The 24,958-nt window shown below is 62.8% G+C and carries 18 protein-coding genes; 7 read left to right on the top strand and 11 right to left on the bottom strand.

Annotated features, from left to right (window positions below; translation table 11 throughout):
- Positions 1–113: 113 nt before the first annotated feature.
- Positions 114–3,437 carry a mechanosensitive channel MscK gene (mscK, locus tag ACB031_RS06730; protein WP_042007387.1) on the bottom strand — a complete coding sequence of 1,108 codons (3,324 nt, stop codon included), beginning with the start codon at positions 3,435–3,437 and terminating at the stop codon, positions 114–116.
- 150 nt (positions 3,438–3,587) lie between these two features.
- Positions 3,588–5,000 carry a pyruvate kinase PykF gene (gene pykF, locus ACB031_RS06735; RefSeq protein ID WP_026141811.1) on the bottom strand — a complete coding sequence of 471 codons (1,413 nt, stop codon included), beginning with the start codon at positions 4,998–5,000 and terminating at the stop codon, positions 3,588–3,590.
- A 304-nt stretch (positions 5,001–5,304) separates the two neighbouring features.
- Between pykF and ACB031_RS06740 the strand changes: the two genes are divergently transcribed.
- Positions 5,305–5,517, top strand: coding sequence for a hypothetical protein (locus ACB031_RS06740; RefSeq protein ID WP_043169915.1), 213 nt, complete (start codon positions 5,305–5,307; stop codon positions 5,515–5,517).
- Between the two features lie 74 nt (positions 5,518–5,591).
- On the opposite strand, the gene ACB031_RS06745 is transcribed toward ACB031_RS06740, so the two are convergent.
- The 4 genes from ACB031_RS06745 to rdgC form a co-directional block, all read right to left on the bottom strand.
- Positions 5,592–6,773, bottom strand: a complete 1,182-nt coding sequence (locus ACB031_RS06745) for a M28 family metallopeptidase (protein WP_005303156.1) — start codon at positions 6,771–6,773, stop codon at positions 5,592–5,594.
- 397 nt (positions 6,774–7,170) lie between these two features.
- Positions 7,171–8,814, bottom strand: a complete 1,644-nt coding sequence (gene ybaL / locus ACB031_RS06750; protein ID WP_043169917.1) for a YbaL family putative K(+) efflux transporter — start codon at positions 8,812–8,814, stop codon at positions 7,171–7,173.
- 386 nt (positions 8,815–9,200) lie between these two features.
- A complete protein-coding gene (gene ggt, locus ACB031_RS06755) occupies positions 9,201–10,979 on the bottom strand; it encodes a gamma-glutamyltransferase (RefSeq protein ID WP_201882491.1) in 1,779 nt (592 codons plus the stop codon).
- 178 nt (positions 10,980–11,157) lie between these two features.
- The gene (rdgC, locus tag ACB031_RS06760; protein WP_005303149.1) at positions 11,158–12,069 is read right to left on the bottom strand and encodes a recombination-associated protein RdgC; all 912 of its coding nucleotides are present in this window, start codon (positions 12,067–12,069) and stop codon (positions 11,158–11,160) included.
- A gap of 180 nt (positions 12,070–12,249) precedes the next feature.
- On the opposite strand from rdgC, the gene ACB031_RS06765 reads away from it, so the two are divergent.
- The 4 genes from ACB031_RS06765 to ACB031_RS06780 all read left to right on the top strand — a co-directional run bounded on the left by ACB031_RS06765 (position 12,250) and on the right by ACB031_RS06780 (position 17,938).
- Positions 12,250–12,678, top strand: coding sequence for a GNAT family N-acetyltransferase (locus tag ACB031_RS06765; RefSeq protein WP_005303147.1), 429 nt, complete (start codon positions 12,250–12,252; stop codon positions 12,676–12,678).
- A 102-nt stretch (positions 12,679–12,780) separates the two neighbouring features.
- Positions 12,781–14,007, top strand: a complete 1,227-nt coding sequence (locus ACB031_RS06770; RefSeq protein WP_371139236.1) for an exonuclease SbcCD subunit D C-terminal domain-containing protein — start codon at positions 12,781–12,783, stop codon at positions 14,005–14,007.
- Positions 14,004–14,186: an exonuclease SbcC gene (locus tag ACB031_RS06775; protein ID WP_371139237.1), complete on the top strand. Its 183-nt coding sequence runs from the start codon at positions 14,004–14,006 to the stop codon at positions 14,184–14,186. Before ACB031_RS06770 ends, ACB031_RS06775 begins: the two co-directional genes overlap by 4 nt.
- Entirely contained in the window at positions 14,183–17,938 is a 3,756-nt protein-coding gene (locus ACB031_RS06780) for an AAA family ATPase (protein WP_371139238.1), read from the top strand. Before ACB031_RS06775 ends, ACB031_RS06780 begins: the two co-directional genes overlap by 4 nt.
- A gap of 83 nt (positions 17,939–18,021) precedes the next feature.
- Here the strand turns inward: ACB031_RS06780 and ACB031_RS06785 are convergent, their stop codons facing one another.
- On the bottom strand, positions 18,022–18,567 hold the full coding sequence (locus tag ACB031_RS06785; RefSeq protein WP_324040153.1) for a cytochrome b: 546 nt from the start codon (positions 18,565–18,567) through the stop codon (positions 18,022–18,024).
- 344 nt (positions 18,568–18,911) lie between these two features.
- Here ACB031_RS06785 and ACB031_RS06790 point away from each other — a divergent pair, with 344 nt between their 5' ends.
- Positions 18,912–19,874 (top strand): GGDEF domain-containing protein, encoded by a 963-nt coding sequence (locus ACB031_RS06790; RefSeq protein ID WP_206220473.1) that lies wholly within the window; start codon positions 18,912–18,914, stop codon positions 19,872–19,874.
- Positions 19,875–19,952: 78 nt separating this feature from the next.
- Here the strand turns inward: ACB031_RS06790 and crr are convergent, their stop codons facing one another.
- The 4 genes from crr to cysK form a co-directional block, all read right to left on the bottom strand.
- Entirely contained in the window at positions 19,953–20,462 is a 510-nt protein-coding gene (crr, locus tag ACB031_RS06795) for a PTS glucose transporter subunit IIA (RefSeq protein WP_005303134.1), read from the bottom strand.
- Positions 20,463–20,505: 43 nt separating this feature from the next.
- A complete protein-coding gene (ptsI, locus tag ACB031_RS06800) occupies positions 20,506–22,233 on the bottom strand; it encodes a phosphoenolpyruvate-protein phosphotransferase PtsI (RefSeq protein ID WP_371139239.1) in 1,728 nt (575 codons plus the stop codon).
- A gap of 44 nt (positions 22,234–22,277) precedes the next feature.
- On the bottom strand, positions 22,278–22,535 hold the full coding sequence (locus tag ACB031_RS06805; RefSeq protein WP_005303128.1) for an HPr family phosphocarrier protein: 258 nt from the start codon (positions 22,533–22,535) through the stop codon (positions 22,278–22,280).
- Between the two features lie 442 nt (positions 22,536–22,977).
- Positions 22,978–23,946, bottom strand: a complete 969-nt coding sequence (gene cysK, locus ACB031_RS06810; protein WP_005303122.1) for a cysteine synthase A — start codon at positions 23,944–23,946, stop codon at positions 22,978–22,980.
- A 167-nt stretch (positions 23,947–24,113) separates the two neighbouring features.
- On the opposite strand from cysK, the gene ACB031_RS06815 reads away from it, so the two are divergent.
- Positions 24,114–24,956 carry a MoxR family ATPase gene (locus ACB031_RS06815; protein ID WP_042051103.1) on the top strand — a complete coding sequence of 281 codons (843 nt, stop codon included), beginning with the start codon at positions 24,114–24,116 and terminating at the stop codon, positions 24,954–24,956.
- Positions 24,957–24,958 lie beyond the last annotated feature (2 nt).

Raw genomic sequence — 24,958 nt, forward strand, 5'->3', positions numbered from 1 at the left:
AGCGACAAACTGTGCCCCATTCTGGCCGGCCCGTCACAAAACCAGCGCAAGCGGTGGGCCACCGACACAAAAAAGGCCCCTTGCGGGGCCTTCGAATGAGATGAGGAGCTGCCTTAACCGGGCTGGGGGCCCGGCAGGGCGGGAGGTTGGGTGGAGTCGGACTCCACCTTCTGCTCTTCATCCTTCATGTTCTTGATGTAGACATCCATCTGGTTGAACGCGATCTCGATGCCGTTTTCGCGGAACAGCTGGTCTATCTTGCGGTTCAGCTCGTCCACCGCCGGGTTGCGATCGCCGAGCTCGCTCACGAAGAAGCGCAATTCGTGATCCAGGGTGCTGGCACCGAAGGTGAGGAAGTAGACGATGGGCGCCGGATCCTTGAGTACGCGGCTGTTCTCGTCCGCCGCCTGCTTGAGCAGGGTGCGGGTCAGCTCCAGATCCGAACCGTAGGCCACGCCCACCCGCACGATGACCCGGGTGACCGTATCGCTCAACGACCAGTTGATGAGCCGCTCGGTCATCAGCTGCTGGTTGGGGATGATCACCTCCTTGCGGTCGAAGTCGGTCAGGGTGGTGGCGCGAATGCGGATCCGCGAGACGGTGCCGGAGAAGGAGCCGATGGTGACGGTGTCACCGATCCGCACCGGACGCTCGAACAGTATGATGATGCCGGAGACGAAGTTGGAGAGGATCTCCTTCATGCCAAAACCGATACCGACCGACAGACCACCGGCGACCCACTGCAGCTTGTCCCACTGTACCCCCATCATGGAGAGGGCGGTCAGTGAGCCGACCCCGATCAGCACGTAGTTGAGCATGGTGGTGATGGCGTAGGCCGTGCCCTGGGCCAGGTTCAGCTTGGAGAGCACCAGCACTTCCAGCAGACCCGGCAGGTTGCGGGCCAGCGACCAGGCGCCGCCCAGCAGCAGGAAGCCTATCAGCACGTCGCTCAGGCTGATCGGGAACATCACGGCATTGGCCCCTGTCCCTTCAGTGCGGTGCCACAGCACCATGCTGTCGAGGTAGGAGAAGACCGCCACCAGATCGGACCAGAGCCAGTAGAAGGCGACGCCGAAGATCAGCAGCAACACGGTGCGGGTCAGACGCAGCGACTGCTGGCTGACATCCTCCAGATCCATGGGTTGCTCTTCGATGGTGTCTCCCCCTTCCGCATCCTCCTGGGCCTTGTGTTCGCGTTTGGCCACCGCACGGCGATAGGCCAGGCGACGGGCCGCGAGCTCAAGGCCGCGCAGGGCGGTACGGTAGACCAGGCTCCAGAGGATGAGCAGGTAGAAGGACTCGATCAGCCGGCCGGTCAGCTTGAGGGCGGTGTAGTAGTAGCCCAGTCCCACCAGCACGATCAGCGCCACCGGTGCCAGCGCCAGGGCGATGGCGGTGATGGACTGCTGCATGCTCGCCTCGCCCTTGATGCGGGCGCGGGAGATGGGGAATACCAGGTAGGCGGCCAGCCCCAGCAGGGCCAGGGTCAGCGCCTGACCCACCACGTCGTTGCCAAGGGAGGAGGGTTCCACCACCGCCTTGGTCGACAGCATGATGAGCGGCAGCAAGGGCACCCAGAGGTAGCGCATGCTGGTGCGCTTGGCCTGCAGATCGGCTTTCGGAATGCGGAAGTGGCTCTCGGCGATGCCGCCTGGGCGCATCACCGCCAGATAGACGCTGAACACCAGATAACCGAGCGCCAGGTTGAGGGTGATCTGGAAAATCAGCTTGGAACTGAGCAGACCGCAGTCAGTCAGCAGCAGGCCGGCAGCCAGGATGAACAGGCTGCCCGGCAGGCGTTGCAGCACGGTATAGCAGAGGGCTGCCGGGGTGTGCCACTGGCTGTCCTGGCGAAAGCGCCCCAGATCCTTGGTGATCTTCTTCTGCCGCTCGATCAGCGTCGGACGCTTCCAGAGCAGCAGGCCACCTATCAGCAGCAGCGGCAGGGCGAGCAGGGTGATGGGCAGCAAGGTTTCACCCCAGCCGCTCCAGTCCGGTTTCAGCACCCAGTCGGAGGCCTGCTTGTAGGCCTGGGCCGGCCAGCTGATGAACCACTTGCCGTCGATGGGCTTGTTGCTGCTCACCCAGAAGATGTGCTGCTGCAGGGTGAACTCGATGGAGGAGTAGATCCGCGCCAGCTGCTGCTGGGTCAGCTGCAGGCTGATGGCGTTGGTCAGCTGGGCATCCAGCTGGCGGTTGAGCTGGTCGAGCAGGCTGATGCGGGTGTCGAGCAGCTTGGAGAGGCTGGCTCTGTCCTCCTCGCTCACCGGCTCGCTGCTATTGGCGATCAGGTTGTCCAGATACTGGGTCTTCTGGAACAGCTGGTCACGCTGCTGGCTCAGTTCGAACTGGGCCAGGTGCAGGTCGGCGATCTGCTCCTCCAGGTTCTTCACCAAGGTGGAGGGGGAGGACTCCAGCTGCTGGTAGAGCTGATAGAGGATGCGCGACAGCAGCAGGTTGCCCTTGAGCATCTGCACCTGTTCGTTGAGGTTGCGTTCGGTCTGAGTGCCGCGCTCCAGCCAGCTCTTGGCCTGCAGGTTCTTCTGCACCAGCGAGTTGAGGCTGGCGGTGGCGCTGACCAGCTGCTGGCTGAGCTGGTGGTTGAGCTCCTGCTCCTTTTGCACCAGCGGGCTGTCGGCGGCGGCCACCAGCTCACCGGTCTGTTCGGCGGTCTTCTCGGTGTCGCCCAGGCGCTTGGCACTGCTCTGCTCCTGCAGCAGTTGCAGCTTCTGCTCTTCGCTCGCGAGGCGAGCGGTCTGGTAGTCGCGCTGTTTGACCGCCAGATCCTGCATGCTGGTGCGGTTGTCCAGCTCCTTCTGCAGGTTGGCCAGCTGCAGATCCAGCAGGGCCAGCTCGGCATTGAGCTTCATCTTCTCGGCGCTGCTCACCCCGTCACCGGCGTTGAGGCGGGTACGGATCTCCTGGCTGCGCTGATAGGCGCGGCTCATGCTGGCCTGGGCCCGCTCCGGCAGGGTCTGCAGGTTGGTGAGCTGACTGCCGATGGTGCCGAGGGCCTCCTGGGCATCCTGCATGTTGGCCATGACGTCGGGCTGGCGACTCTCCAGCTCGCTCAGGCTCATGCTGGCGTATTCGCTCTTGATCTGCTCGGCGCTCTTGCCCTGGGTCAGGGCATCCAGTCTGGCGCTGATGTCGCGCAGCTCGGCCGGCAGGGAGCGGACCCGCTCGTTCTGGCTCCTTGCCTTGCTCTTCTCTTTCTCGATGCTGTCGAGCAGGGAGAGGGTGTCGGTCAGGAATTTCTGGTCGGCCTGCTGGCTGACGGTGAGGGTGTCCGACTTGCCGAGGGCGTCGAGTGCCCGTTGTACGCTGGTACGTTGGGGCACGTCCTGCGCCATGGCTTGCGGGGCGCAGAGGCTGACGAGTAAGCAGAGCAGCGGCAACAGGGTGGCCGAGGCTCTTTTGAACGGTATTGAGAGCATAAAACTTCCGGGTTATTACGCGATATTCGGGAGATGTCCCACTTGGATTAAATCCGCGTGGATTCTAACACCGGGCAGAAAGGGGCAGCAGGGGGGCGAGATAAAAAAAACGGCGCCCGCGGGCGCCGTTTTCAGCTTGTTCAGTTCCGATTAAAGAACGTGAACAGAAGCGGTGTTGGTGGTGCCGCTCGGTACCAGAGCACCGGAGACCATGACAACCACGTCACCCTTCAGACCCATGCCGCTGGCCAGGGCCGCTTCTTTACCGATGCGATAGAAATCGTCGGTGGAGGCGATGCTGTCAACCACGTGAGCAACCACACCCTTGGTCAGCACCAGCTGGGCAGCGGTCTTCTTGTTGGTGGTGATGGCCAGGATCCAGGCTTTCGGGAAGTACTTGCGGATGGCCTTGGCAGACTTGCCGCCTTCGGTGGCAACCACGATCAGCGGGGCGTCCAGCTTCTCGGAGGTCTCTACCGCGCCTTTGCAGACCGCTTCGGTGATGCGCAGCTTGTTGCTGTCGTTGGCAGCAGACAGGTTGGACGGCATCACGGCATCGGTACGCTCGCAGATGGTGGCCATGATGGTCACGGCTTCCAGCGGGTATTTGCCCTTGGCGGACTCACCGGACAGCATCACTGCGTCGGTACCGTCCAGGATGGCGTTGGCCACGTCGCCGGCTTCGGCGCGGGTCGGACGCGGGTTCTTGATCATGGAGTCCAGCATCTGGGTGGCGGTGATGACCACTTTGCGGGCTTTGTTGCACTTCTCGATGATCATCTTCTGGGCGAAGATAACTTCTTCAACCGGGATTTCGACACCCATGTCGCCACGAGCAACCATGATGCCGTCAGAGACAGCCAGGATCTCGTCGAAGTTGTCCAGGCCTTCCTGGTTTTCGATCTTGGAGATGATCTGGATGTTCTCGCCACCGTGGGCTTTCAGGTGCTCACGGATTTCCAGCACGTCTTCTTTCTTGCGAATGAAGGAGGCGGCAACGAAATCAACGCCCTGCTCGCAACCGAAGATCAGGTCGCGCTTGTCTTTCTCGGCCAGGGCCGGCAGCTTGATGGAGACGCCCGGCAGATTGATGCCTTTGTTCTCGCCCAGATCGCCGTTGTTCAGTACTTTACAGACAACTTCGCGCTCGGTGATTTCGATGACGTCCAGACCGATCAGGCCATCGTCAACCAGGATGCGGTTGCCGACGCGCAGGTCGTTGGCGAAACCGGCATAGGTCACGGCGACCTTGTCTTTGTTGCCAACCACGGTCTGGTCGGTGGTGAAGGTGAAGGTCTGGCCAGCGACCAGGGCCACGTCGTTGCCGCCTTCCAGCTTGATGGTACGGATTTCCGGACCCTTGGTGTCCAGCAGGATGGCTGCGTGCTTGCCGGTTTCGGCCATGACAGCGCGCAGGTTGTTGATGCGACCACCGTGCTCGGCGTAGTCGCCGTGGGAGAAGTTCAGGCGCATGACGTTCATGCCGGCGTCCAGCATCTTGGCCAGCATTTCTTTGGATTCGGTCTTGGGACCGATGGTGCAGACGATTTTGGTCTTTTTCATGTCAGTCTTCATGGTTAAGGAGTTTCCGCCGTGCAATATACACCAGTTTTTGGATACTTTTTATGATCCAGAAACAACGTTTTGACCAGATAACGTTTTCTTTTCAGGGATAACGTTTTCCTCCCGGCTACTTTTTAGGGCATAAATTAACTGGTCAGCGCAGATTTGGCATAAATGTCGCCATATGTATCTCGGCGCCGGCCCGCCTCGTCAAATGTTGTAAAATGACGATCCCGTCCCTTCATCAAACCGTCATCGGTCCCCGACAAGAATAGACACTCTGCTGCCACCGGAGTGCTGCAAGATGGCCCCTTATCTGTTGCTGTTGTCCGTTGCCCTGCTGGGCGTGCAGGCGCTGCCCTCCAGCTGCTGGCCAGCCGATCCCGCTCCCCGCGATGGCACGCTGCGTGCGTTCGAGCGCCTTGAAAGGCTGCATGCGCAGGCCGCCACGGCCCGCGCGCAGCCAGGCTTGCCGCGCACCAATCCCCCGCTTGCCAAGGCATATCGACAGCCCTGAGCGGCAGGTTTGAAAAGAAGAGAGGGAGGCCAGGCCTCCCTCTTGTGTTGGGTGCTTCATTACTCCTTGGCGGCTCAGTTTATCTTGCCCATCTCGATGGCGAAGCTGGTGGCCAGCTGGGCAAACTTGAGGGCGTGGGCAGCCGAGGGATCCGAGTTTTGCAAGGTGTCCCGGGCGGTGTGGATGTTGGGGTTGTAGTCGTTGAAGCGCGACTCGAACGGCATGGCGGCCGGGTAGCCCTGATTGTGCCAGGAGGCGTGATCCGAGCAGCCGTAACCGCAGCTGTCATAGCCGTAGCGGATCTGGGGCAGATAGGCGTCGAGCAGCTGGGCCAGATAGCCGGTCAGCCCCTGGTCGGTGTAGTCGGTCATGAAGACGATGTCTTCCGCCGAGCCCTGGTAGTTGGTCATGTCCAGCTGCAGCGCCGCCAGCACCTTGGTATTGGCCGCCTTGTAGCGGGTGGCGATGTCCTTGGAGCCGCGCAGCCCCACCTCTTCCGCCGCATAGCCGATGAACTGCAGGGTGCGCTCCGGCTGGCGGCCCTGCTCTGCGATGACCCGCAGCACCTCGGTCAGGGTGGCGATGCCGGAGGCATCGTCGTCGGCGCCGGGGGCCAGGGTGCGGCTGTTGGGGGCGGAGCCCGCGGTGGAGTCGAGATGACCGCCGAGCACCACCACTTCGTCCGGGTAGCGGCTGCCCTTGAGGGTCAGCACCACGGACTGCTGCGGATAGCCGCTGTGCTTGACCCGGCTGACGCTGGCCCAGGGCAGGGTCGCGCTCAGGGTCTGCCACTGACCGGCCACCCAGTCAGCCGACTGCACCCCCGTGGTGGTGGTGTAGTAGCGGTTGCGCCAGCTGGCGAGCTGGCTGATGGTGCCGACTATGTTGCCCTGATCCAGATAGGGCAGCAGCCGGTTGACGCTGGCTCCCTGGGTCAACGGCGGGGCGCTGAACAGGTTCTGGCTGATGGGCTGGGCCATGCTCTGCAGGGCGTCGGCCAGGGTGCTGTGCACCACGTAGCCGCCGCAGCGCTGGTGCCCTTCGTGCATCAGGTGGGAGAGGGTGCCAAGCTCGCTCGCCTCGACCTGGGCCAGCTGGATGGGGGCGCCGCTGGCGCTGAACAGGGGGGCCAGCTTGGCTTTTACCTGCTTGAGTTCGACGCCGCTGTCGGCACCGACCGTGATCCAGACGGGCTCGGCGGCCTGTACGGCGAGGGGCAGCAGGGGGAGCAAGAGGGCAGTCAACAAGGGTTTCATGGCGGATCCTTCCAGATTGGTTGCGGCACATGTGCCAAATGGGTGTCATAAGACGACTGGCCCAGTCTAGCCAAGGAGGCAGACCTGCGAATTTGCCCACCTGGCGCGGCGCTCCCCCAATCCGGTGGGGGTCGCTGCAGGATCTGCTGTCTACTGCGGGCCGGCGAGGGTGGCTGGCGGAGCTTTGTGCTGGCGAGGGGGCGGTGAGCAGGGTGCTCGCGGCAGCAGCGGCGCTCGGCCCTGACCTGGGGGGCTGACAAAGGGAGTCAAACTGTGCCGTATCGCTGCTCGCCGCCGGTGGCGCAAGCCGTGGCCGGGTGCATCGGCGTCAGTGACGGGCATGACGGCAGCCATCAAAAAGAGGGGCAGTGCCCCTCTTCTGCATCTAAACGTGGGTTTAGGCGGTGGCCTGGGCCAGCATGCCGAGGGCTATCTCCCGCTCCCCCATGATCACCTTGTCTGCCCCCTGCCTGGTGAGGAAGCTCACCTCGTCGTCGCTGTGGGCACGGGCGATCACCCGGATGGTCGGGTTGATGAGCCTGGCCTGGGCGATGGCCTCGCCGGCTTCGAAGCTGTTGGGGATGGCCACCAGCAGCCAGCTGGCGTCGGCGATGGCGGCGCGGCACAGCACCTCGTCATCGGCCACGTTGCCGTTGACGTGGGGAATGTCGGCCTGGCGCAGGCTCTCCAGCCGGTGCGGATCCTGCTCGATCACCACCAGCTCGCGCCCGGCCTGCTGCAGGCCGTTCACCAGCAGACGGCCGACCCGGCCATAGCCCGCCAGTATGGTGTGGCCTTTCATCTCCACCGGCGGGCATGTGCACTCGGCCAGCACCTGGGTGTTGTCGGCGTCCGGCTGTTTCTCCAGATAGCGCTCGACGGCGTTGAACACCAGCGGGTTGAGCATGATGGAGAGGCTGGCACCCACCAGGATCAGGTCACGGGCTCCTTCCGGCACCAGTTTCAGCACTATGGCCAGCCCGATGAGGATGAAGGAGAACTCGCCGATCTGGGCCAGACTGGCGGAGATGGTGAGGGCGGTACGCTTGCTGTAGCGAAACAGCCGCACGATGGCGTAGGCCGCCGCCGACTTGCCGAACATGATGATGAACAGGGTGGCCAGCACCGCCAGCGGCTCGGTCAGCAGCACCGCCGGGTTGAACAGCATGCCCACCGAGACGAAGAACAGCACGGCGAAGGCGTCTTGCAGCGGCAGGGTGTTGTTGGCGGCGCGGTGGCTCAGCTCGGAGCGGTTCATGACGATGCCGGTGAAGAAGGCGCCAAGGGCGAAGGAGACGCCGAACAGCTTGACCGCGCCGAAGGCGATGCCAAGGGAGCAGGTCAGTACCGCCAGGGTGAACAGCTCGCGCGAGCCGGTGCTGGCGGTGTGGGTCAGCAGCCAGGGGATGAAGCGGCTGCCCACTACCATCATCAGCGCCACGAACAGGCTCACCTTGCCGAGGGTCCAGCCCAGATCCAGCGCTATGCTCTGCCAGCTCATGGCCTGCTCGCCGAACCGGATGTCGGCGATGATGGGCAGCATCACCAGCGCCAGCACCATCACCAGATCCTCGACGATGAGCCAGCCGATGGCGATGCGCCCCTGCAGGGTCTCCAGATTCTGGCGGCTCTCCAGCGCCCGCAGCAGCACCACGGTACTGGCGGTGGAGAGAGCGAGGCCGAACATCAGGCCGGCGATCGGATCCCACCCCAGCAGCGAGGCGAGCCCCATGCCGAGCAGGGTGGCGACCGCGATCTGGGCGATGGCGCCTGGGATGGCGATCCGCTTTACCGACATCAGATCGCGAAAGGAGAAGTGAAGCCCCACCCCGAACATCAGCAGGATCACCCCCAGCTCTGCCAGCTCGGGCACCAGCTTCATGTCGGCCACGTACCCCGGGGTGAAGGGGCCCGAGATGACGCCGGCCGCCAGATAGCCCACCATGGGGGAGATCTTGAGGCGCTGGGCCAGCATGCCGAGGATGTAGGCCAGCACGAAGCCGCCGACCAGGGTGGTAATCAGGGGAAGGGAGTGGTCCATGTCGTCACCTCGCTAATGGCAGTCAGGGGGCTACCAGATCACCGCGCGGGTGAAGAGGGCAGCTGTCAATGAGCAGGGGGCGAAAGAGACAGATGCTGGTCCCGTGCACGGGGCGTGTCTGAGGGACAACAGTTGCCGTTTCTGTTGAAAAATAATACGTTTTTGGCGTAAAGGCAATCTTTATCCACATTTAAAGGGATTTTTGAGATTAAAAGTGGATAAGTGTTACTTTTAAGGTGAGGTGCTCTATTTTTATTGACCTGGCTTGGCAGCATTAATCAATCGGTGATGATTTTTGTGGCCAGGGCGAGCACAGCCTGATCTCACAAAAAAAGCGACCAACCGGCCGCTTCGTTGCATTGAGGGTTGGGGGCAGACCCCTGGGTTCACTGACCCTTGGCGATCCCCTCCCGGCGCGGATCGGCGGCGCCAAGCCAGCCGCCGGCGTTGCGCTGCACCCCCTGCAGGCCCGAGGTTTGCTCGCTCAGCACCACCTCGTGCCCCTTCGCCTTGAGTGCCTCGACCACGGCGGCCGGGGTGCGGCCCGCCTCCAGCTCGGTGGGGCCGTTGCGACTGCCGAAGTTGGGCAGATTGATCGCTTGTTGCAGGTTGAGCCCCCAATCCTGGGTGCCCAACAGCGTTTTGCCCACGTAGTTGATGATGGCGGAGCCCCCCGGTGATCCCAGGCTCATCTCCAGCTCGCCGCTGCTCTTGTCAAACACCAGCAGGGGGGACATGGAGGAGCGCGGTCGCTTGCCCGGCTCCACCCGGTTGGCCACTGGCAGCCCGGCGGCATCCAGCGAGGTGAAAGAGAAGTCGGTGAGCTGGTTGTTGAGCAGGTAGCCGTTGACCATCAGCCGCGAGCCGAAGCCGTCTTCGATGGAGCTGGTCATGGAGACCGCCATCCCCGCCTTGTCGACGATGGAGATGTGGCTGGTGGAGGGGAGCTCAGGGGTCGCATCCTGGCCGCGAGCCGGCGCCAGCGGCGGGGTGCCCGCCTTGGCCAGCCCCATGGAGCGCTCGCCGATCAGGGCGCCGCGCCGGGCCAGATAGTGCTTGTCGAGCAGGCCGCTGATGGGGACCGCCACATAGTCGCTGTCCGCCACGTACTGGTTGCGGTCGGCAAAGGCGAGCCGCGCCGCCTCGCTGTAGAGGTGGATCGCCTCGGCGGAGGCGGCCGGCTGGCCCTGCTCCCCTGGCACCGGCTTGAGGGCCGCCATGTCGCGACTCTCCAGCATGCCGAAGATCTGGCCAAGGGCGATGGTGCCGGACGAGGGGGACGGGAAGCCGCACACCCGGCTCTGGCGATAGTCAAAGCAGAGGCCGTCGCGCAGCTTGGCGCGGTAGCTGGCCAGATCGACCGCGCTCAGCACCCCGGGGTTGGTCGGGTGAGCGTGCACCTTGGCCACCATGGCCTCGGCCAGCGGGCCGCGATAGAAGGCGTCCGGCCCCTGACTTGCCAGGGTGAGCAGCACCTTGGCCAGGGCCGGGTTGGTCAGCCGGCTGCCCGCCGCTCTGGGGCTGCCGTCGGCCTGATAGAAGTAGGCCCGTGCGTCCGGGTCTTTTGCAAGATAGGGATCCTTGGTCAGCAGCGCGGCCAGCCGCGGGCTTATCACGAATCCCTGCTCCGCGAGGGTGATGGCGGGCTCGAACAAGCTGGCCCAGGGCAGCTTGCCGTAACGCTGGTGGGCCAGCGCCAGTGCCCGCACCGTGCCGGGGGCGCCCACCGAGCGCCCGCCCACCACGCCGTCGTAGAAGGCCATCGGCTTGCCATCCTTCATGAATAGCTGATCGGTGGCGGCGGTGGGGGCCGTCTCGCGACCATCCACGGCGGCTACCTGTTTGCCGTCCCACACCAGCATGAGGGAGCCACCGCCGATGCCGGAGGATTGCGGCTCCACCAGGGTCAGCACCAGCTGCACCGCGATGGCGGCATCCACCGCACTGCCGCCGGCCTGGATCATCTGGTAGCCCGCCTCCACCGCCAGCGGGTTGGCGGCAGCCACCATGAAGTCGTGACCCTGCCAGCCCTGCTTCTCTTGCCAGCCGCTGGCGGCCTCCGGCGCGATCAGGGTGTGGGCGGGGGGCGTTTGCGGGCTCTGCTGAGCGGCGCAGCCGGCCAGCAGAGCGAGGGCGATGGCCAGCCCCAGCGGTTTGCGCAACATGACACTCTCCTTGTCTGTTTTATGAGCATGAAGGGCGACTATGTCACGATTGGCGCTAATGACTCAAGTTGTCGAATCAGATCAACAAGTTACTCATCTATCAACAAGTCGTACCGGCGCCCGCCCATAAAAAAACCGCCCGGAGGCGGTTTTTTGCAATCAGGCTGAGCCATTTCGCTTAGATGGACTGCTCTTCACCGCCCAGGGCGGCGAACAGGGCCGGGATGAACTGGGCCAGCTCGGCGGTGACCAGGGCGAAGTCGGCATCCAGACGGGCGGCCGGATCTTCGCTGGTGACGTCGTCGTTCTGCTCGCGCAGCTCTTCGCTGAATTTCAGGCGCTTGATGGAGAGGTCATCCCCTAGCACGAAGCTCAGGGTCTCGCCCCAGTTGAGGGCCAGTTTGGTCACCAGCTTGTCGTTGGCCAGGTGGTTCTTGATCTCGTCGCTCATCAGATCCTGCTGCTTGCAGCGGATGATGCCACCGTGCTCCATGGCGCTGCGCAGCTCGGCCTCGTCCTCCAGGGTGAAGGAGGCGGGCAGGTTGCCCTCGTTCAGCCACTCGGTCATGGTGATCTCGGGCGGGTTCTTGAGGGCCACCGGCACCACCGGCAGGGTGCCGATGGACTTGCGCAGCAGAGCCAGCAGATCGTCCGCCTTCTTGGCGGAGCCCGCGTCGACCACCATCAGGTTGTCGGCCGGGTTGATCCAGGCGAAGGTCTGGCTGGTGCGGCTGAAGGCGCGCGGCAGCAGGGTGTGCATGATCTCTTCCTTGAGCGCTTCCTTCTCTTTCTTCTTGAGGGCGCGGCCCTGTTCGAACTCGATCGCCTCTACCTTCTCCGCCAGCATCTCCTTGACCACGGTGCCGGGCAGCATCTTCTCTTCCTTGCGAGCGCACAGCAGGATGTGGCCGGCGGCGGAGTGGGTCAGGGTGGAGCCGAATTTGCCAAGGGGCTTGACCCACCCGAACCGGGAGATGTCCTGGCTGCCGCACGGGGTGAAGGCACAGGCTTCCAGCTGGGTTTCCAGCTGCTCGACGGTCAGCTCGAAGGGGCGGGTAAAGCGATAAATCTGCAGGTTTTTAAACCACATGGCGTCCTCGGTCTCATAGATTGTCCGGCGGGCATTGTACTAGAGAGGCGCTTTGTGATCAGCCAATCATTCTTGCTAAATAAAGGGCGATCGACTTCACAGGGAGTCATATCCGTCCCCAAAGCCGTCATCAAACTCCCCTAGACTGCGGATGTTAAGGTTGTTAACAAGGATACCAATATGCTGAGGGCGAGTCGGTCCGACGACATGGACGAGATCGTCGAGATCTGGTTGCTGGCCTCCCTGCAGGCCCATGATTTTGTCGATGCCTCCTGCTGGTGGCAGGCGCAGGAAGATCTGCGCACCCGCTATCTCGAGCGCGCCCGCATCTGGGTGTTCGAGGAGCGCGGCGAGCTGCTCGGCTTCATGGCGCTGGTGGATGACTACCTGGCCGCCCTCTTTGTGCGCCCCGACCGTCAGGGGCGGGGGGTGGGTCATGCCCTGCTGCAGGAGGCCAAGTCCAAGGGGGCCAGGCTGCATGCCCGGGTCTTCGTGGAAAACGATCAGGCGGTGCGTTTCTATCGTCGCCACGGTTTCGTGATCGAGGGGGAGCTGGCCGACCCGCTCACCGGTCATCCCCAGTACCAGATGTGCTGCGAGCCCGCCTGAATCTGACGCCAGCACCCGGTCCGGCTTGAAAAAAGGGAGGCATATCCTCATCTTGTCTGCATCGGGTGCTGCTGGCACCACCTCCATACGAGCCGTTTTTTCATGAAGATCCTGCATACCGCCGACTGGCACCTTGGCCATCAACTCCATGGCCATGATCGCCATTTTGAACACGATGCCTTTCTCGACTGGCTGGCCGACACCATCAAGAGCCGTGACATCGACGCCCTGCTGGTGGCGGGCGATCTGTTCGACACCGCCAATCCCCCCGCCAGCGCCTGGCAGCAGCTCTACCGTTTTCTGGCCAGGCTGCGCGCCGAGCACCCGGCACTGGAGATGGTGCTCATCGGCGGCAACCACGACTCCCCCTCCAAGCTGGATGCTCCCCACGAGCTGCTGCGCGCTTTCGACCTGCATCTGGTGGGCAGCATCAGCCGGGACGACGAGGGGCGCCTCGAGACCGAGCGCCTGCTGGTGCCGCTGCGAGGCAAAAACGGCGAGGTGGCCGCCTGGTGTGCCGCCGTGCCGTTTCTGCGCAGCAGCGATCTGCGCCCGGACGGGCTCAGGGAGGGGCAGGACAGACTGATCGAAGGGGTGCGCCAGGTCTATGAAGCGGTGCTGAGCGAGGGGCGGGCGCGCTGCAATCCGGATCAGGCCCTCATTGCCATGGGGCACGCCTATCTGGCGGCGGGCCAGCTCTCCGAGCTCTCCGAGCGGCGGGTGCTCGGCGGCAACCAGCACGCCTTGCCTGCCGAGCTGTTTGCCGCCGCCGATTACACGGCGCTGGGCCACCTGCACCTGGCTCAGAGCCCGGCCGAGGGGGTGCACTACAGCGGCTCGCCGCTGCCGCTCTCGCTGGCCGAGTCGAACTACAACCATCAGGTGCTGGAGGTGACATTTGAGGGGGGCAAGCTGGCCAGTCTTGAGCGGATCCCGGTGCCCCGCGCGGTGGAGATGATCCGGCTGCCCCAGAGCGGCCTCGACGAGGCGCTCCAGGCCATCGAGGCGCTGGCGCTGCCCGCTTGCCCGCAGCAGGCACAACCCTTCCTCGAGGTGCGGCTGCTGCTGCCCAAACCCGAGGCCCGCATCCGCGAGCGCGTGCTGGCCGCCATCGGCGACAAGCCGGTGCGCCTGGCCCGCATCACGACCAGCTATCAGGGCTCGGGCCAGGGGCTGGCGGACGGAGCCGGCCAGCGCCGGCTCGATGAGATCTCCCCCACAGAGGTGTTCCGCCTCTGCTATCAGCGTCAGTTTGACGGAGAGCCGGAGGCCGAGCTGGTGGCGTCGTTTGAAGAGATCCTGGAGCAGGTGAAGGAGGCCAATGCATGAAAATCTTGTCGCTGTCAGGGGAGAATCTGGCCAGCCTGACCGGCCCCTTTACCATCGATTTTGCCGGTGGCGCCTTGGGGGCCGCCGGCCTGTTTACCATCACCGGCAATACCCGGGCTGATGGGGGCAAGAGCACCCGCGATATCGGGTCGGTATGGATGGAGGCGTGTGGCGTATGAAGATCCTCTCTTTGAGTGGTGAGAACCTCGCCAGCCTGACCGGTCAATTCACCATCGATTTTGCCGGTGGCGCTTTGGGGGCCGCCGGCCTGTTTGCCATCACCGGCAATACTGGCGCCGGCAAGAGCACTCTGCTCGATGCCATCTGCCTGGCGCTCTACGACGAGATGCCGCGCTTTATCGCCAATCGCAAGAACGTGGCCGAAGTGGGTCGCATGGATGACGAGGAGAAGCTCAAGGCCAACGACGTGCGCGGCATCCTCAGCCGTGGCCACGCCAGCGGCTTTGCCGAGGTGCAGTTTCGCGGCTGCGACGGCCGTGTCTGGCTGGCCCGCTGGGCGGTGCGCCGGGCTCGCAACCGCGCCGAGGGGCGCTTTCAGGCTCAGGAGCGCAGCCTGACCGACGTGGCATCGGGCCAGGTGTTCAGTGGCAGCAAGCGGGAGCTGCAGGATCGCATCGACGAGCTGGTGGGGCTCTCCTGGGAGCAGTTTCGCCGCGCCGTCATCCTGCCGCAGGGGGAGTTTGCCGCCTTCCTCAAATCGAGCGCCGACGAGCGTTCGGCCCTGCTGGAACGGATGACCGGCACCGAGCTCTACTCCGCCATTTCGATCCAGACCCATGAACGGGCGCGGGAGGAGCAGCAGCAACTGGCCGCCATCCGCCAGCGGCTCGGCGACGTGGCGCTGATGGACGAGGCGACTCGCGAGCAGTGGGTAAGCCAGCAGGTCAGCCTCGCCACCAGCCTCAAACACGAGCAACAACAACAGCAACTGATGCAGGACTTGCGCGATCTCAACGGCCGCATCGCCGCCCAGTTGCAGGCTTGTCAGGAGGGGGAGGCGGCCTTGGTCGCAGCGGAGGCCGCCCACGGTGCGGCCGCCCCCGAGCGCGAGGAGTTTGCCCGCGCCGAGCAGGCCCAGGTGGCCCGCGCCGATCACGACGAGCTGGCTCGCCTTACCCTGGAGGTGCAGCAGCAGGAGAAACTGCTGGCCGAGCTTGGCCCCGAACTTGGCAAGCTGGAAGAGCAGACCCAGCAGAGCGCCCTCACCGAGCAGCAGCTGCTGGCGGAGAAGATCGCCGCCGAGCGCGAGTGGGGCGCCCTGCAGCCCGAGCTCAAGCGGGCGCAGGAGCTCGATACCCGCATTCGGGAAAAGCAGCAGCAACTGCAGAAGATCCAGCAGGAGGGAACGCAGGAGCGGGAGGTGCAGCTCACCCTGGAGCAAGGCTGGCACCAGCAGCGCCAGCAGGTGGAGCAGCTCAAGGCCCAGCACCAGCAGTGGGGCGCCTGGCTTGAAGAGCACAAGGAGCTGGCGCCGGTGGCCCGCCAATGGCAGCCCCTGCTCACCGCCATGCAGGATTGGGCCGAAGATGCCGGCAGGCTGCAGCAACTGCTCACCTTGCGCGAGCACAAGCTGCGCGCTCTCAGGCAGTTGCAGCACCAGCTGGAGCAGGGGCAGCAGGAGCGCGACTACTGGCAGCGCGAGCAGGAGCGGCTGCAGCAGCAACAGCACGAGCTGCAGGAGCAGCAGTGGGAGAGCCGCCTCGCCAAGGCGCAGGAGCAGTGGCAGCAGCAGACCGAACAGCTGGGCCAGCTGCGCCAGCTGCTGGAGCTGGCCGACTATGGCCGCAATCACGGCGAGCAGCATGGTCGCCTGCAGCAGGAGATAGCCCAGCTGGAGCAGGCGCTCGGCAAGCTGGCCATCCTCGGCGACGAGCTGGCGCCGGCCCGTGAGCGGCTCGCCTTGCAACGGGACGAGGCACGCCACGCGCTGGAGCAGTCCCGCGCCATCGCCAGTTTCGAGCAGCATCGCCACATCCTGCGCGACGGTGAACCTTGCCCGCTGTGCGGTGCCGAGGAGCATCCCTATCACCAGAGCCAGCCGCAGGTGGCGGGCATTTTGGGCCAGCTGGCGGAGCGCGCCCGCAGCCTGGAGCTCGAGTGGGAGCGGCTCAATCACCAATACATTCAGTGCGAGAGCGAACGCCAGGAGCTGGCCCGTCAGCTGGCGGTGCGCCAGCAACATCTGCCTGAGCTGGAGACCCGTGCCGAGCAGCTGACCTTGCGTTGGCAACAGCTCGGGGGCGATACCCTGCTCGGCCATCCGCTGCCGCTAGGTCAGAGCCCAATAGAGTGGAACGAATTGATGAGTACCCTGCTGGGCCGTGGCCAGAGCCTGGAGCAGGGGCTGGCCCGTAGCCAGCAGCAACTGCGTGAGGCCCAGCAGGGGCAGCAGCAGTTGCAGGCCGTGCGCCAGCAGTTGAGCCAGCTGGCCAGCCAGCACCAGCAGTTCGAGCAGCAGTGGCAGGAGGCCGACCGCCAGCGCATCGCCCTGGAGGGGGAGGTGAAGGCCATGGGCGAGCAGGAGACGACCCTGCGCCAGCGCCTCGAGCAGGGGGGCAGCCGGCTCGACGAGCAGATGGGGGGCCAGCCCTGGCGCCAGTGGCTCGGCAGCCAGCAGTGGCACGAGTGGCAGCGGGCCTGCGAGGCCTGGCTGCATGGCCAGAGCGAGTGGGAGCGGCTGGCCGGCGAGATTGCCAGCCTCACCCCGGCCCTGAGCGCCCAGGAGGCGCGCCTGCAGACCCAGCGCGAGCTGCTGCACAAGCTCGAGCGCGACTACAAGGAGCATGAACAGCAGCGGCAGGGGCTGGTCACCAGCCGCGCCACCTGTCTGGGGGGCGAGGAGATTGCCCAGGTCGAGCATCGCTGGCAGCAGCGGCTGCAGCAACTGGCCAGCGAGTTGGAGATGATGCAGGGGGCGGCCCGCGCCCTGCGCGAGCGCCAGACCGAGCTCAAGACCCGTCTCAGCCATCTGGAGCAGGAGAAGCAGGTGAGCAGCCGGCGCCGACGGGAGGTGCTGGGGCGCTGGGCTGCTCACGCCAGCAGCCTCGGCATCGCCGAATATGACCTGCGCCGCCTGCTGGCCATGAGCCCGGATGAGCTCAAGGCGCGGCGCGCTGCCCTGCAGGCGCTGGAGGATGCCCGCGCCGAGGCGCGTACCCGCTTGACCGAGCGGCAGCGGGCGCTGGCGCTGGAGGAGAGCAAGCGGGATCGTTACCGCGAGCATCACCCCGAGCTGGCTGCGTTGGCGCCAGAGGAGCTCGACAGCCGACTGACGGTGCTGGAGGTGCACTGCCGCGCCCTCGACGAGCAGCTGTTCCAGTGCAAGAGCACGCTGGCCCAGGCCGAGGCGGCTGCCCTCAAGGCAGGCACCCTGCAGGAGGAGCTGGCCGCCCAGCAGGCGGTGGCGGATCACTGGCAGCGACTCTCCGATCTTATCGGTTCGGCCAGCGGCGCCAAGCTGCGTACCTTCGCCCAGAGCCTCACCCTGGAGCGGTTGCTGCTGGAGGCCAACGCCCAGCTTGCCGAGCTCTCCCCCCGCTATCGGCTGGAGCGGGTGCCCGGCACCGATCTGGCACTGCAGGTGGTGGATCTCGACATGGGGGACGAGGTGCGCTCGGTGGACTCCCTCTCCGGCGGCGAGAGCTTCCTGGTATCGCTGGCGCTGGCGCTGGCCCTCTCCAGCCTGTCGTCGCGCCAGACCCAGGTCGAATCGCTCTTTATCGACGAGGGCTTCGGCACGCTCGATCCCGACAGTCTGGATCTGGCGCTCTCAAGCCTGGACTCCCTGCAGGCGGCCGGCCGCCAGATCGGGGTCATCTCCCACGTGCAGACCCTGGTGGAGCGGATCGGTGTGCAGGTGAGGGTGGAGGCCCTCGGCGGCGGCGAAAGCCGGGTGGTGCTGCCTGGATGACAGCGCGTTATCCATGACCATTCATGAACAAGAAGGCCCCTGTCAAAGGGGCCTTCTTGTTGGTGTGCAACCCGTCTCGCTGGCTATTTGCGCTCGGGCAGCATATTGGTCAGGGTGTTGTCCTTGAGTACGTGGTGGTGGTAGATGGATGCCGCCGCATGCAGGGCAATCAGGGCATAGCCAATGTTGGCCAGCGTCTCGTGCAGCTCCTTGATGGTGCCCTTCAGGCCGTCGTTGGGGGCGATGAGGGCGGGAAGTTCAAGGCCGAAGAAGGGGATGGGCTTGCCGCCCGCGCTCAGCAGCAGCCAGCCCAGCAGCGGGGTGAGGATCAGGAAGCCATAGAGCGCCAGGTGGGCGAGTTTGGCCAGCTTGAGCATCAGGGGGGAGAGCTCGGGCACGATGCGCGGTGAGGGGCTGCTCGCACGCACCAGCAGACGCACCACCACCAGCGCCAGGATCAGCAGGCCCACCATGAAGTGAAACTCCTTCATCAGGTCGCGGCCGGCCGACCCTTTGGGGAAGATGTCCCTGAACTCCATCAGCGCATAGACGGCGATCATCAGCAGCAGGGTCAACCAGTGCAGCCCTATGCTCAGGCTGCCATAACGTTGTTCGGTATTTTTCAACATGTTCGTATCCTTTTCGGAGCTTGCATTGCATCACGGGTGGTCTCATCGGGTGGGCGTCCTGCCTCCGGGCCACTTTTTCCATGTTACTGCGAAGATGTGTCAAAACCTTGATCTCTGTGTGTTTTTAACATGTTATTTGTAACAGGCTGGCAGCGCGCCGATCGAAGAACTGGTTTCGCTCATCAAGGAGAGGCTGCCAGGGGGGCGAACGGCTGATGCAAAGCCGCAGAGCAGGGTGTGTTGCGGCCGGGAACCGGGCACCCAGCCCAGTTCAATGAGGGCTTTACCCCTCTTCTCCCCTCATTTACCTTTAATAAAATCCTCAACAGGTGAAGGGAATTACCTTGACCATCACAGATCCCGTGATCCTGACCGAGCTGCAGCAGATCCTGTTTCGCTCCTTCGACGTGATCCCGTTTCCGATCCTGATCTCGGAATCGGCCTGCAGCGAGACGCTGGACAGCATCCCCACCCGGCTGTCGGAGATCCCCGCCCGCCATCACAGGTTCCTGAACCGGGCTTTCGTGACGCAACTGGGTTACGACCTGACGGATCTGCCTGACATGGCCAGCTGGTTTGCCACCGTCTATCGCGACGAGGAGAGCCGGGCACTGGCCATCTCGCGCTGGAACCAGGCGGTGATGAGCAGCCTGGCAAGCGGGGCTGCGGTGGCCGAGATGAATGCCCTGCTTTACTGCAAGAACGGCCAGCAGCGCTGGTTTACCATCACGGCCCAGTTGAAAGCCGATGCCATGCCGGGCTGGCACATAGTAACCTTGCGCGACATTCACGATCTGCACTGCATGATAGAGGAGGTGAGCCGGATCTCCTGCACCGATCCACTGACCGAGCTTGGCAACCGGCGGGCTGCAGGCCAGCAACTACAGGCGCTCTGGCTGCAGGGAGAACCCTTCTCGGTGATTCTGGGCGACATCGATCACTTCAAGCAGATCAATGATCGCTACGGGCATCCCGCCGGGGATGCGGCGCTGTGCGAGGTGGCCCGCATCATGACCGGTCAGCTGAGAGCCGGGGAGCACCTGGCCCGCTGGGGCGGGGAGGAGTTTTTGCTGATCCTGCCCGGGGTGGATGCGGAGTTGGTAGTCGAGCGGGCCGAGCAGTTGCGTCGGCAGTTTGTCGGCCATGTGGTCGCGTGGGAGGGGCAGAGCTTCTCCCTGACGATGAGCCTGGGCTGTGCCACCCGAAGCGAGGGCCAGAGCAGCGACAGCCTGCTGCAGGTGGCTGACAAGGCGCTCTATCAGGCCAAGAGCAACGGGCGCAACCAGGTGGTCTTCGGCAAGGAATAGCCGGAAGGCGCCCATAAAAAAACCGAAGCCTGGGCTTCGGTTTTTTGTTGCAGCGATGGGCGTTCGGCCCATGCAGCCTTATTTCTTGATGCGGATCACCGGGGTCTCGCCCACGGTCACGGCACCCGTCATCTTCACCAGCTCTTTGATCTCGTCCATGTTGGAGATGACCACCGGAGTCAGGGTAGATTTGGCTTTGGCTTCCAGAACGGCCAGATCGAACTCGATGATGGTGTCACCGCGCTTGACCTGTTGACCTTCCTGAGCGATGCGCTTGAAGCCTTCGCCTTTCAGCTCAACGGTGTCGATACCGAAGTGAACGAACAGCTCGATACCAGAGTCGGATTCCAGCGAGAACGCGTGGTTGGTCTCGAAGATCTTGCCGATGGTGCCGTCGCACGGCGCAACCATCTTGTTGCCGGCCGGCTTGATGGCGATGCCGTCACCGACGATCTTCTCGGCGAAGACCACGTCGGGCACATCTTCGATCGGTACGATTTCGCCTGACAGCGGGGCAAAAATTTCGATGCCGCCGGTATCAGAGCTGTCATCGGAAACCAGTTTTTTCAGTTTATCAAACAGACCCATAGTAAAAGCTCCTAGAGATGATTGTCGCTGTTTGCAGCCGATCTTAGCAGACTGCCTTCTGCTTAATAAAGTTATCTACACAGGCTTCGATTTCGGCGGCGGTGGCAAAGCTCAGCGCTTGATCAGCCATGGCCTTCACATCTTCGAAGTTGGTGTTGCGGATAAGCTTCTTGATACGCGGTACAGAGATGGCGCTCATGGAGAACTCATCCAGACCCATACCCAGCAGCAGCAGGGTGGCACGCTCGTCACCAGCCAGCTCACCACACATACCGGTCCACTTGCCTTCGGCGTGGGATGCATCGATAACCATCTTGATCAGGGTCAGGACGGAGGGTGACAGCGGGTTGTACATGGCGGAAATCATCTCGTTACCACGGTCGACGGCCAGGGTGTACTGGGTCAAATCGTTGGTACCGATACTGAAGAAATCCACTTCCTTGGCCAGATGATGAGCCATCACGGCAGCAGCCGGGGTCTCGATCATGATACCCACTTCGATGGATTCATCAAAGGCTTTGCCTTCGGCACGCAGTTCGGCTTTCAGCGTCTCTACGGTGGCCTTCAGGCTGCGGAACTCTTCGACGGAGATGATCATCGGGAACATGATGCGCAGTTTGCCGAAGGCAGACGCACGCAGGATGGCCCGCAGCTGAGCGTGCATGATGTCGGCGCGATCGAAGAAGATCCGCACGGCACGCCAGCCCAGGAAGGGGTTCATCTCTTTCGGGAAATTCATGTAGGGCAGTTCTTTGTCGCCGCCGATGTCCATGGTGCGCACGATGATCGGCTGATCCGGCATCGCTTCGGCCACTTCTTTGTAGGCTTTGAACTGCTCGTCTTCGGTCGGCAGCGCGTCACGGTCCATGAACAGGAACTCGGTACGGTACAGACCCACGCCTTCGGCGCCGTTGCGAATGGCACCCTCGGTATCCTTGACGGTACCTATGTTGGCGCACACTTCGACCTGATGGCCATCCAGGGTGATGGCGGGCAGATCTTTCAGCTTGGCCAGCTCGTCTTTCTCGGCCTGGAACTGGGCCTGGATCTCTTTGAACTTGGCCAGCTGTTCGGCACTCGGGTTGAGGACGATCTGGTTGTTGATCGCGTCCAGCACCAGCACGTCACCATTCTTGACGCGCTCGGTGATGTCGTTGGTGCCCACGATGGCCGGCAGCTCCAGGGAGCGGGCCATGATGGAGGTGTGGGAAGTACGGCCACCGATGTCGGTGACGAAACCCAGCACGTATTTCAGGTTGATCTGAGCGGTTTCGGACGGGGTCAGGTCTTTGGCGACCAGGATCACCTCTTCGTCGATGGTGCTCAGGTTGACAACGGCGATGCCCAGTACGTTCTTGACCAGACGGGTACCGATGTCACGGAAGTCGGTGGCGCGCTCGCGCAGATAGGGGTCATCCAGCTCGGCCATCATCTTCGCGTACTGCTCGATGACCTCGTAGATGGCCTTGTCAGCGGTGGCCTTGTTGTCTTTGATGAAGGATCTGATATCCCCTTCCAGCTCTTCATCTTCGAGCAGCATGATGTGGCCTTCGAAGATGGCCTCTTTTTCTTCACCGAAGGTGCGACCGGCCATCTCTTTGATGGCTTCCAGCTGTGCGGCTGACTTGGTGCGGGCTTCGAGGAAGCGGTTGATTTCGGCATCAATCTGTTCGGCAGCGATTTTGCCCTGATTGATAACGATTTCATCTTCTTTCAGAAGAAGCGCCTTGCCGAATGCGATACCGGGGGACGCAAGAATGCCAGATATCATAATCCTTCCTATTAAAACGACTGTGGGGGAGGAATAAAGCTGGATTACTCCAGCTCGTCCATCAGGGCAACCAGCTTCTCAACGGCTTTCTGAGCGTCCGGGCCGTCGGCCTGGATGGTCACGTTGGTGCCTTTGGTCAGGCCCAGGGTCTGCAGCTTGAACAGGCTCTTGGCGCTGGCGGATTTGCCACCGGAGACCACAGTGATCTCGCTTTGGAATTCTTTGGCTTCTTTCACGAACTGAGCTGCCGGACGGGTGTGCAGGCCGTTTTCAGCAGTAATAACAACAGACTTCTCGTACATGGTTTCACCCCATATTATTGATATTTTTTGGTGTGAGGGATGCTTTTGACGCTTCCTTCTCGCACCGTGTCAGTATGGATATGTTGTAAAGTAACGAAATCAGACCTGCAATGGTTTAATCCAGGTCAATTTTCTGTGCAGTATTCGGTGTCTGCCTCAACTCTTTTCCGTTATCGCGCTACAAGCCGCGTCAATGCTGGCCTGAAATTATTTTATAACGAAAAATAACACTTTGTTACTTTGTGATACCTAGTCGGCAAACACCTCGTGACGCGGCACAGGATATGAGATTTATCACAGAATGTCTGCTTTTTTCGTCACTGGTTTGCTTGTTATTTTACCCCGAAAAATAAGGGGTCGACTGGCGCTGCCAAGTGCTCAGTCTAGCCCATAAAGAAACGGCGCTCCTGGGAGCGCCGTTGTTTTGAAATAATCCGATCACTTATTGCTGCAGCTCTTGTTCGCTGAACACCCCGGCAAACAGGGCGCTGGAGAGGTAACGCTCGGCAGCGCTCGGCAGGATGACGACGATGGTCTTGCCTTCAAACTCCGGCAACTCGGCGAGGCGAGCTGCGGCCACCACGGCGGCACCTGAGCTGATGCCCGCCAGAATGCCTTCCTCTTCCATCAGGCGGCGAGCCATCTCGATTGCGTCATCGCTGCTTACCTGCTCGACGCGGTCCAGCAGGGTGAGGTCCAGGTTGCCCGGGATGAAGCCGGCACCAATACCCTGGATCTTGTGGGGACCCGGTTTGATTTCAAGGCCGGCCAGACGCTGGCTGATCACCGGCGATTCGCTCGGTTCGACGGCAACGGAGACCACCGCCTTGCCCTTGGTCTGTTTCAGGTAGCGGGAGACACCGGTAATGGTGCCGCCGGTACCGACGCCGGCCACGAACACATCCACGTCACCATCGGTGGCATCCCAGATCTCGGGACCAGTGGTCTTCTCGTGGATTTCCGGGTTGGCCGGGTTTTCAAACTGTTGCAGCAGCACGTATTTGCCGGGCTCGGACTCGAGGATCTCGTTGGCCTTGGCAATGGCGCCCTTCATGCCGAGCGGCCCTTCGGTCAGCACCAGGTTGGCACCTAGCGCCTTGAGCAGTTTGCGGCGCTCCAGGCTCATGGTGGCCGGCATGGTCAATGTGATGGGATAGCCACGGGCGGCGGCCACGAAGGCCAGAGCAATACCCGTGTTGCCGCTGGTGGGTTCGATGATCTCCTTGCCCTTGGTCAGAACGCCGCGCTTCTCGGCATCCCAGATCAGGTTGGCGCCGATACGGCACTTGACGCTGAAGCTCGGGTTTCGGCTCTCAATCTTGGCCAGCACGCGGCCCTTGGTAACACGGTTGAGACGAACCAGAGGGGTGTGACCTATGGTCTGGCTGTTGTCCTCAAAAATTTTGCTCATGGTGCTATCCCTGTTTGTTACGGCGATGAAACAAGATTACCCTGTGGTTTCTGAATGAGAAGTGACGATTTGTTATAACAATATGTTATTACAAGATATAGAGCTTATTCTTTCTTATTGAGACCTCCCTCGCGAAAAGGTCTCTCGTCGTCAAAGGAATAGACGCTATGGGATTTGCAGGAAGCGATCGCTATCTCGCCTCAGAGGCGCTCAAGATGGCGGTCAATGCCGCCATCTTGCTGGAGAAGCCGCTGCTCATCAAGGGTGAACCCGGCACGGGCAAGACCGAGCTGGCAGAGGCCGTGGCCAGCCATCTGGGCACCGAACTTATCGCCTGGCACATCAAATCCACCACCAAGGCCCAGCAGGGGCTCTATGAGTACGATGCGGTGGCCAGGCTGCGGGACTCCCAGCTCGGCGACCCCAGGGTGGGGGAGATAGGCCACTACATCCGCCGTGGCAAGCTGTGGCAGGCCTTCACTGCCGACCAGCGCCCGGTGCTGCTTATCGATGAAATCGACAAGGCGGATATCGAGTTTCCCAACGATCTGCTGCAGGAGCTGGATCGGATGGAGTTCGACGTCTACGAGACCGGCGAGCGCATCAAGGCCCGCCAGCGCCCTGTGGTCATCATCACCTCCAACAATGAAAAAGAGCTGCCGGATGCCTTCCTGCGCCGCTGTTTCTTTCACTACATCCGCTTCCCCGACAAGGTCGAGATGCAGGCCATCGTCAAACTTCACTACCCCGACCTCAAGGAGAGCCTGCTTGGCGAGGCGATGGATCTCTTCTTCGAGCTGCGGGAAGTAGAGGGACTGCGCAAGAAGCCCTCCACCTCGGAGCTGTTGGACTGGATCCGGCTGCTGTTGGCTGACGACATCGCCCCCGAGGCGATGCGCGCCCGCGAGCCCGGCAAGCTGGTGCCCGCCCTCTACGGCGCCTTGCTCAAGACCGAGCAGGACTTGCATCTCTTTGAGAAGCTCGCTTTTCTGGCCAGACGCGGCAGCTGACT

The sequence above is a fragment of the Aeromonas sp. S8(2024) genome (assembly GCF_041403085.1).
Taxonomy (GTDB): domain Bacteria; phylum Pseudomonadota; class Gammaproteobacteria; order Enterobacterales; family Aeromonadaceae; genus Aeromonas; species Aeromonas dhakensis.

Excerpts from the sequence above, each read along its gene's own strand:
- pykF (WP_026141811.1), bottom strand. The coding sequence starts at position 5,000 with ATGAAAAAGACCAAAATCGTCTGCACCATCGGTCCCAAGACCGAATCC.
- cysK (WP_005303122.1), bottom strand. The coding sequence starts at position 23,946 with ATGAGCAAAATTTTTGAGGACAACAGCCAGACCATAGGTCACACCCCT.
- ACB031_RS06805 (WP_005303128.1), bottom strand. The coding sequence starts at position 22,535 with ATGTACGAGAAGTCTGTTGTTATTACTGCTGAAAACGGCCTGCACACC.
- ACB031_RS06815 (WP_042051103.1), top strand. The coding sequence starts at position 24,114 with ATGGGATTTGCAGGAAGCGATCGCTATCTCGCCTCAGAGGCGCTCAAG.
- ACB031_RS06765 (WP_005303147.1), top strand. The coding sequence starts at position 12,250 with ATGCTGAGGGCGAGTCGGTCCGACGACATGGACGAGATCGTCGAGATC.
- rdgC (WP_005303149.1), bottom strand. The coding sequence starts at position 12,069 with ATGTGGTTTAAAAACCTGCAGATTTATCGCTTTACCCGCCCCTTCGAG.
- mscK (WP_042007387.1), bottom strand. The coding sequence starts at position 3,437 with ATGCTCTCAATACCGTTCAAAAGAGCCTCGGCCACCCTGTTGCCGCTG.
- ACB031_RS06785 (WP_324040153.1), bottom strand. The coding sequence starts at position 18,567 with ATGTTGAAAAATACCGAACAACGTTATGGCAGCCTGAGCATAGGGCTG.
- ACB031_RS06745 (WP_005303156.1), bottom strand. The coding sequence starts at position 6,773 with ATGAAACCCTTGTTGACTGCCCTCTTGCTCCCCCTGCTGCCCCTCGCC.
- ACB031_RS06770 (WP_371139236.1), top strand. The coding sequence starts at position 12,781 with ATGAAGATCCTGCATACCGCCGACTGGCACCTTGGCCATCAACTCCAT.
- ACB031_RS06740 (WP_043169915.1), top strand. The coding sequence starts at position 5,305 with ATGGCCCCTTATCTGTTGCTGTTGTCCGTTGCCCTGCTGGGCGTGCAG.
- ybaL (WP_043169917.1), bottom strand. The coding sequence starts at position 8,814 with ATGGACCACTCCCTTCCCCTGATTACCACCCTGGTCGGCGGCTTCGTG.
- ggt (WP_201882491.1), bottom strand. The coding sequence starts at position 10,979 with ATGTTGCGCAAACCGCTGGGGCTGGCCATCGCCCTCGCTCTGCTGGCC.
- ptsI (WP_371139239.1), bottom strand. The coding sequence starts at position 22,233 with ATGATATCTGGCATTCTTGCGTCCCCCGGTATCGCATTCGGCAAGGCG.
- ACB031_RS06775 (WP_371139237.1), top strand. The coding sequence starts at position 14,004 with ATGAAAATCTTGTCGCTGTCAGGGGAGAATCTGGCCAGCCTGACCGGC.
- crr (WP_005303134.1), bottom strand. The coding sequence starts at position 20,462 with ATGGGTCTGTTTGATAAACTGAAAAAACTGGTTTCCGATGACAGCTCT.
- ACB031_RS06780 (WP_371139238.1), top strand. The coding sequence starts at position 14,183 with ATGAAGATCCTCTCTTTGAGTGGTGAGAACCTCGCCAGCCTGACCGGT.